This is a genomic window from Citrobacter sp. wls826 (genome assembly GCF_005281245.1).
GTDB lineage: Bacteria > Pseudomonadota > Gammaproteobacteria > Enterobacterales > Enterobacteriaceae > Citrobacter > Citrobacter braakii.
This window is the reverse complement of record NZ_SZWS01000064.1, coordinates 63,222-71,191: the sequence shown is the minus strand read 5'-3', so window position 1 is coordinate 71,191 and position 7,970 is coordinate 63,222. Positions and strand designations below refer to the sequence as shown.

Here is a 7,970-nt window from a genome sequence, read left to right as displayed (position 1 = left end):
CGGCAGCGCGGCAGCAAGGGCCGCCATCTGCATCGGCGAACTGGCAGGATCCTGTTGTTGCAGCCGCTTCATTGTCGCCAGTGAATTGCTCCAGCGAGCGATAAGCTGGTTATCCGCTGCCATTAACCATGGACGCTGGTTGTCGAGCCAGTCAATATCCTGCTGATAGCGGACCAGGGCACCAGAGATTTGTTCTGCCTGGGCGCTAGCCCATCCGATAATTTTCTGTCCGCTGGCCTGCGCCTGTTCTGTCGTCGCGTAATTGACCGCCGGAGGGGTAATCGGCGGAAGTAACGCGCTGCCGTCCTGACGCACCCGTGCAATCACCTGGGCCGCCGTTTGTTGGCGCAATGCGATGGCAAGCTGAGGACGATTAAGCTGGTTGAAGGCTTCAATGATGTAATCCGCGCTGGCGGTGCTGACATTGCTGTTATCCGGGGTTCCGGTGGCCCCTGTGTATAGCGTCTGACGTATGGCGTTTTCCACCGCCTGTCGCGCCAGCATGGTGATTTTAGGTCGCCAGATGCTGTCTGGAAGCTGCTGCATAAATCGTTCAAATCCGCCATACAGCGCCAGCGCCTGCTGAAGTTGCAGGTTGCCAGGATAACCGACGGAGAGCTCGGTAGGCTGGCTTGCCCCCTGCTGCCAGAAGGGTTGGTTAAGTAAATCACGCAAACTTTTTTGTAATGCCAGAAGATCCGGCGATACGCTGAATTGTCCTTCCGGGGATTGCTCGGTTAATGAGGAGAAGTGCAGCCTGGAGCCATCAACCTGCGCCAGAAAGCGTTGGCGCAGTAGGGTTTCGTGGCGGAGCAGTTCCTGAACCACGCTGTTGTCGATAAGCCTAAGGGTTCGTGCCTGCGTGAGCAGCTCATCCAGTGGCAGTCTGATTGGCGAATTTGTTGCGTCACGACTCAGGTTATTAATGGTCGTCAGTGTTGCTTGTAAGCGGCTGACCTGGCGGACCAGCGAGCGGACGAACAAGGGGGTAACCCCGGTGCCATTGCCAAACAGCGCCAACAGTTGTTCGAGCTGCTCTTCGTTGTTATCCAGGCTGGTATTGCCATAGTTTTGCTCCAGCCAGCGCATGGTTTCGTGAGAAAAAAGTACGCTGTTGCGCTGAGTCAGCTCGCTAGCGTCGGGTAATTTCAGACGCGAGAGATTGAGAGTGGCAAACATCTCGTTGAGCTTTTCCTGGGAGGGTAAAGAGTCGGTGTCAACGGTCACGCCCCAAACGCTGGCGCTGACGTTTGCCAACGTCTGCACAGTCGGTTGCTTCATCTGCATTAATTGTAGCAACGGCAAATAGCGCGACTCCATTTGTTTTGCCTGAGTGAGCAAGTTCTGAATTTGCCGGTAACGCTCTTCGGGTAGCAAATCGTCCTGCTCAAAGCCCCTTTCATTGTGATTTTGCAGGCAGATACTGTTGGTGGCTGGTACCAGCAGGCTAGCCAGGGTGACGTTGTTAAACGTCTCGCGCAATTTTGTATCGGTGCGGCTGAACAGCGAGCCGGGCCAGACGATGGAACGAAACTGCCACTGTGGAATGCCATTGAGAACGCGCCAGTACAGCGCGGTGGAACGCTCACCAGTGATATCGGCCCGGACGGCTGTGGCGAGGACCTGCAGACGATCGTGCAATAGTACGGCATGGGTGTGCTGGTATTGCCAACTCCAGGTCATCGCGACAAGCCAAAGAACGCAAAGGCAGCTATAGCACGCGAGAGTGATGAAATGGCGGCGTAAATTCACGCGCAGCAAACGGCGCACCGGAAGCGCGAGACCGCGCTCAGCGGTAATTTTGCTGCTCAGTAGCGACTGACAAAACTGCATCTGTGGTTTGTCATGGTCCAGCGTACGGGCAACAAACCAGATCCCGCGCAGCTGCGGTGGCTCATCGCGGGCATGACTGTTAAACAGGGCGTCAAAAGCGTCATGCAACGGTGCGGCAAGCGGCGGGAAGCTTTCTGGCAAGCGGAATAATTCCTCCGGCGTGTTGCCTCGCAGCGCGCCAAGCTCGGTGATGAACAGCCGCAGAGAAGTCCGGGTATTGTCCAGCGCATTGTCGATCCACTGCGGTTTCCAAATGGCTTCTCTGGCGACCGGAATCGTGCTGCCAATCGGACTGCGGCGAGCATCTTCCGGCAATAGCTCCAGCAGATCGGCTGTACCTTCCAGTGATTCCATGCCGCTGATGATCAGGTAAATTGGCAGACTCAGTCCGCACACCTGCTGCAACTGCTGACAGTTATGTAATAAGCTGGCGCGGACGGTATCATCGTCATGCAGCGTCTCTAATGAAAGGGTGATAATCAGTGCATCCAGTGGTCGCTGGGGGCGGCTTTTCACCAACGCAGACAGCGTCTTCTGCCAGTCATTCTGACGGATTAGCCGCTTCTTCCCAACGGTTTGTAGCGTTTGCGGCAGGCACAGAAGGCTGCACTGAGGATTAAACCACCATTGCCCGAACCAGTATTCCTGGCCGTCGGTAAGTGACCAACTGCGGCACAGCAGACGGTTATCCTCTTCGTCGCCAAGCATCAGGATTCGCACGCTGTCGTAAGGATCCTGACTGGTACAGGCTCGCTGGATCTCCTTTTGCGCACGGTTGAACGTATCGTTTCGGTATTCCCATTGCCACCAGACGCACCAGAGAGTCATCGCCAACAACACCAGGAGAATAATCAGTAGCGTAAGCCAGGGTTGCGTCACTTATCATCTCCCTGGCAGGACTGGGTTAACGGGAAATCTGGCAGCGAATTTACGCCGATGGCATCTTCAATACTTAGCCACAGTCGCTGACTCAACAGCAATAACGCTAAAAGTATAACGAGGGCGATGAGATGCAGGCGCGAATTGTCTGGCAGGCGGCGATGCGCCGGAAGGTGTAAAGGCGTCCCCAGCGCGGCCGATTCCATGCGTTCGGCAATATCGCTGAGCTGAGCGTCATGCTGAAAGGCAAAATGCCACAGCAGGCGGCAGGTTTCCTGATGATTCTGCAGGTTAAAATCGCCACGTCGGGAACCAAACCCCAGCGTCAGGCAGCACAAATACAGCGCGGCTAAATCCCGCTTTCCTGGGTTACGTTCATTGAGCAGAGCGGTGATCTGGCGGGGGATCTGGTCCCCAGCGCTATGGGTTTGCCACAAATGATACTCCAGCGGGCAGGACTGCCACAGGGAGCGCGCGGGCCAGTCACCATAGAGTACGGACTCATCAATCAGCGCGACCAGGGCATAAACGGACGCGTCAATCTGCTGCTGAAACGGCGAACCCAGTTCGCGGGTCAGGCGTCGGTTATACTCTTCTACCACCTGACTGGCGTATACAAGGGCCTGATTATGCAACTCATCTGGCGGTAGCGGAGTGCGTTTCCAGCGTTCGAACTGCGCCAGCCAGCGGGTGTAAATCTCATCAAACAGACGGCTGGCAGGCATATCAGGATTGGCGATTGTCATGGCGATCCTCCTGACGGTAGAGCATGATCTGCTGCGGCATATCCTCTGTTTCATGCAATGGGGCAATAACCAACGGCGTCCCTTTTTCAAACCACTGGATGGTAAGGGTCAGGGTAAACAGGGCCACCTTGCCGTCGATTTCCCAGTCACTGCGCTGCTCTGCAGCCAGCGGCGTGAAAGTCATCCCGTGCATCCGCTGACGACGCAGAACAGGTACAAAGGGTTGGCTGGTGATAAGACTCATTTGTAACCACTTTTCAGCTTTGGAGGCGTTGTCTCCGGGCATCAGCAGGCCTATCACCACCTGCTCTCCCGCGTGGATATCTGTAGGGAGTTGCAGTGAAAAAGAGTTATCCAGCTTGCTGAAATTCAGCCGCTGATAGCGGCGATGAATATGCGCCAACTGGTTTTTCAGTACGGTGAAAAGAGAGGCAAATGCGGGCAGCATGTTCTGATAATCAAAGGTTGGCAGCAGGGGCAGCGTTTTATCCTGAGTCAGTATTGCCGTTTGTCCGATAAAGAGACACAGCGCGCGGTAAAGATCCTGTGGATGTGGCCGCCCGCTGCTGAGCAAGCTTTCCACCAGCGGCAACGCCCCCTGGATACTATGCAGTGACAGCGTAAGCCATAGCCAGTCGTTGGTGCGTTGTCCGTGTTGCGCCAACTGCATTTCACGGCTCAGAAACAGAATTTTTTCTCTTGCCTGCAGGCAGAGTTGTCGGGTTTGGCGTGCCAGATAACTCTCTTCGTTGAAGGCGGGAGAGGGGGGAAACCACTCGCTCTGACGAAATCCACCTTCGCTATACACAACCTGCAGCAGCGGCAGACAGACGAAATCAGCGCGATCGTGCTGGCAAACCAGACGCGGTACGGGCTGCCATTGCGAAATGCTCTCGGGGAATTCACCGCTACTCAGGTCAGGTAGCGGGGCGCTGTTGACTGAGCGATAGCGGCTATTCATCAACTGCCACTGTCCGGCACGGTTTAACGGCGGCAGCGCCAGCCAAAGGATATGTTCACTGTCTGGCGCGGCAGGCAGCAAGCGGGCGCAGTCAAACTCCAGCGATAAATCGTCGCTAATGTCATAATTGACCGGCGTGCCATCGGGCATCATCGCCTCCAGGCGCAAAATACGCAGCGTTCCTGCACACAGCGCAGCCTCGTCAATCTGGAGCCGGTTGACGCCCCAGAACCACGGATTAGCGCACCCGGTGAGCGCGGCACAAAATGTTTCATTACGCAATGCCTGCAACTGGAAATGTTGAGGTAGCATTGCCATCCCTTCATACCAGCAAACCATTGCCGGAATTGTGCTCATAGTCCCTTCCTTGTTCATGGTGCCAGGACGGCTTCATCCGTCATTAGTAACAGATGCAGTGAATCTGCTTTTTCCAGTGTTAATCGGTGTTCTCCTGCGCTGCTGTAGCGGGCAAACAGCAGAATTGCCTCTGCCTTAACGCCGTGCAGAGGGGAGCTTTTGGTCACAAAACGCGAATCCGGCACCAGCTCCAGCGACCAGACATGCAACCCGTCAGGGCTATCGCGCAGGAGTTGTGATTTGGCGTTAAACCACTGTGTCGCACTCAGCGATTGTACGGTTGGCAGTAACGCATTATCGGCAATCGCGACAATATCCACGGCGACTGGCGTGTTATCGTTTGCATCTGCTGCGGTTTCAATGACCACATCATTAAATGCCACACGGTTTTGCCATAATGAACAACCGCTACTCAGTAAAATTAAAATACTGATTAATATTATATTGGCTGGATGGCATAGGCCGTTTGTCATATAAAGTCCTTTTATATTGTCATTAATAAGGTAATTAATGGTGGGGGTTGTTTTTTTGACTTAAATCATCATTGGATGAATCTTAAGTAATAAATTTTTTTAACATTTAAATATTCACTAAATTTATATTTTCAGTGCAAAGTATTATTTTATAATCAATTTTAATTGCAACATGTTGATTTTTATTGGTTAATTTTTTGTTAATTGATTTTTATCAAACAATTTATTTTTTTGTGTGAAAAGTAAAAAATTAAGTTGATATTTATTGGGTGTTGTGTTTTTTATAATACGGCTAGTTATTCATGAATATGATTTTTCGAATAATGGTGCGGTAAATGTCGTGCCAGGGATACTATTGCAATAAAAAGGATTAAATATGGCCGAGAGCATTCAGCATAAACTCAACCGTATTAGGCCGCCGCGCGTGCAAATAACGTATGATGTGGAAACAGGTGGCGCGATTGAGAAGAAAGAGCTTCCCTTAGTTGTTGGTATTTTAGCTGATTTATCCGGACATCCCGCATGCCCACCCGCTAAATTACGTGAGCGGCGATTTGTCGAAATTGACCGTGATAATTTTGACGATGTGCTTTCCTCCCTCTCACCTCGTCTGGCGATACAGGTTGAAAATCGTCTGGCTAATGATGGCAGCAAATTGAACGTTGAGCTGTGCTTTAACGAGTTCGATGATTTTTCTCCACTCAATATTATCAATCAGGTTAAACCCCTTCAGCGACTGTTTCTTGCCCGGCAGCGTCTGCGCGATCTGCTCACCAAACTGGATGGTAACGACGATTTGGATGCGCTGCTACAGCAGGTGGTAAACGATAACGCCGAGCTTCAGGCTTTGAGACCCATCGTTGAAGAAAAACCGGCTGAAAACGCGTAACTGAATCAGGAGAAGAACAATGGAAAATGTTCAGGAACAAGCTGAAAACGGCGGACAGACGGTCACGCTGAGCGTGCTGGATCGCATTATCCAGGAAGGGCGGATGGCGCGCGATGAGCTACAACAGACCTACGCGCGTGACATGCTGGAAGAACTGGCGACGCAAATTCTTGATGAAGGGATGGCGATAGGAAGCGATACGGTGGCGATGATCAACCATCGCATCGCGCAGATCGACGAGCTTATCAGCGGCCAGTTGAATGAGGTATTGCATCACCCGGATATGCAGAAACTGGAAGCCTCCTGGCGCGGTCTGCATCAGTTTGTGATGAATACGGAGACCAGCACCCGACTGAAATTACGTCTGCTAAACGTTTCGCGCAAAGAACTGCAGGACGATCTGGAAAAAGCGGTTGAGTTCGATCAGAGCACGTTGTTTAAGAAATTGTATGAGGATGAATACGGTACTTTTGGGGGGAATCCCTATAGCGTGCTGGTCGGTGATTTCGAGTTTGGCCGTCATCCGCAGGATGTGGCGCTACTGGAAAAACTTTCCCAGGTCGCGGCGGCCGCGCATGCGCCGTTTATCGCCGCTGCCAGTCCTCGTTTGTTTGATATGGGATCGTTTCTCGAGTTAGGTGTCCCGCGCGATCTGGCGAAGATCTTCGAAAGCACCGAGCTGATTAAATGGCGGGCATTCCGCGAAAGCGACGACTCCCGCTATGTCTCATTAGTGCTGCCGCACGTGTTGCAGCGCCTGCCTTACGGCCCGGATACGGTGCCGGTGGAAGGCGTGAACTTTATCGAGGATGTCGACGGCCTTGATGCCAGCAAATATCTGTGGGGCAATGCCGCCTGGATGCTGGCCAGTCGTATTACCGAAGCTTTTGCCTTATACGGCTGGTGTGCGGCGATCCGCGGTGCGGAAGGCGGCGGCCTGGTATCCGATCTCCCGGCGCATACGTTCTCCACGCCATCCGGCGATATCAGCCTGCGCTGCCCGACGGAAATAGCCATTACCGACAGGCGTGAGAAGGAGCTTAACGATCTGGGATTCATCGTGCTGTGTCATAAGAAGAATACCAACACCGCCGCGTTCTTTGGCGGACAGACCACCAATCAGGCAAGGATCTACAACACCCCGGAGGCCAATGCCAACGCGAGGATCTCCGCAATGCTGCCTTACATCCTCGCCGCTTCCCGTTTTGCGCATTACCTGAAGGTGATTATGCGCGACAAGGTCGGCAGCTTTATGAGCCGCGATGATGTTGAGAGTTACCTCAATAACTGGATTGCTGACTATGTGTTGCTGCGCGACAGCGCGCCACAGGAGATTAAAGCGCGTTATCCGCTGCGTGAAGCACGGGTGGACGTGAGTGATGTTCCCGGCAAACCGGGCGTTTATCGCGCCGTTGTATTCCTGCGTCCGCACTTCCAGTTAGAAGAGTTGACCACCTCAATTCGTCTGGTGGCTGAACTGCCGCCGCCAGCTGCCGCTTGATTACTAAGGAGATAGACCATGGATGCGATTTTTTTAAAGCTTGACGATATCAAAGGCGAAAGCCAGGCCGATGGCTTCAAAGATCAGATAGAGATCATGTCCTACAGCCATAACGTGGCGATGCAGGTCACTAACGACGTCAGTAATACCGAACGTACTTCCGGGCGGGCGCACGTGGGTGAAATGTCGCTGACCAAGTTTGTCGATCTCGCCACGCCGGTGCTCAATGAGTATTGCTGTAGCGGGAAGGTGATCAAAGAAGCGAAGTTGACGCTCTGTCGTAACGACAATAGCGCGATGCTGCCGTTTATTGTCTATACCCTGAGTAACG

Annotated in this window: 7 protein-coding genes; 3 read left to right on the top strand and 4 right to left on the bottom strand. The window is 53.0% G+C overall.

The genetic code is table 11. The annotated features are described in order from the left end of the window. The 4 genes from FDW87_RS20275 to FDW87_RS20260 all read right to left on the bottom strand — a co-directional run. A partial coding sequence (locus tag FDW87_RS20275; protein ID WP_252363277.1) for a type VI secretion system protein occupies positions 1 to 2,712 on the bottom strand: 2,712 nt, incomplete at its 3' end. Beyond that, positions 2,709 to 3,458 carry a DotU family type IV/VI secretion system protein gene (locus FDW87_RS20270; protein WP_137380108.1) on the bottom strand — a complete coding sequence of 250 codons (750 nt, stop codon included), beginning with the start codon at positions 3,456 to 3,458 and terminating at the stop codon, positions 2,709 to 2,711. The genes FDW87_RS20270 and FDW87_RS20275, both read right to left, overlap by 4 nt. Then, a complete protein-coding gene (gene tssK / locus FDW87_RS20265) occupies positions 3,439 to 4,776 on the bottom strand; it encodes a type VI secretion system baseplate subunit TssK (protein ID WP_049043250.1) in 1,338 nt (445 codons plus the stop codon). The genes FDW87_RS20270 and tssK overlap by 20 nt, the downstream gene beginning before the upstream one ends. 14 nt (positions 4,777 to 4,790) lie before the next feature. Next, the gene (locus FDW87_RS20260; protein ID WP_225836825.1) at positions 4,791 to 5,159 is read right to left on the bottom strand and encodes a T6SS protein Cts2N; all 369 of its coding nucleotides are present in this window, start codon (positions 5,157 to 5,159) and stop codon (positions 4,791 to 4,793) included. 466 nt (positions 5,160 to 5,625) lie between these two features. Here FDW87_RS20260 and tssB point away from each other — a divergent pair, with 466 nt between their 5' ends. The 3 genes from tssB to FDW87_RS23180 all read left to right on the top strand — a co-directional run. Then, positions 5,626 to 6,138: a type VI secretion system contractile sheath small subunit gene (gene tssB, locus FDW87_RS20255; RefSeq protein ID WP_016155549.1), complete on the top strand. Its 513-nt coding sequence runs from the start codon at positions 5,626 to 5,628 to the stop codon at positions 6,136 to 6,138. Between the two features lie 19 nt (positions 6,139 to 6,157). After that, complete coding sequence (tssC, locus tag FDW87_RS20250) at positions 6,158 to 7,639, top strand: type VI secretion system contractile sheath large subunit (protein ID WP_016155550.1); 1,482 nt, start codon at positions 6,158 to 6,160, stop codon at positions 7,637 to 7,639. An 18-nt stretch (positions 7,640 to 7,657) separates the two neighbouring features. Next, a partial coding sequence (locus tag FDW87_RS23180; protein ID WP_252363276.1) for a type VI secretion system tube protein Hcp occupies positions 7,658 to 7,970 on the top strand: 313 nt, incomplete at its 3' end.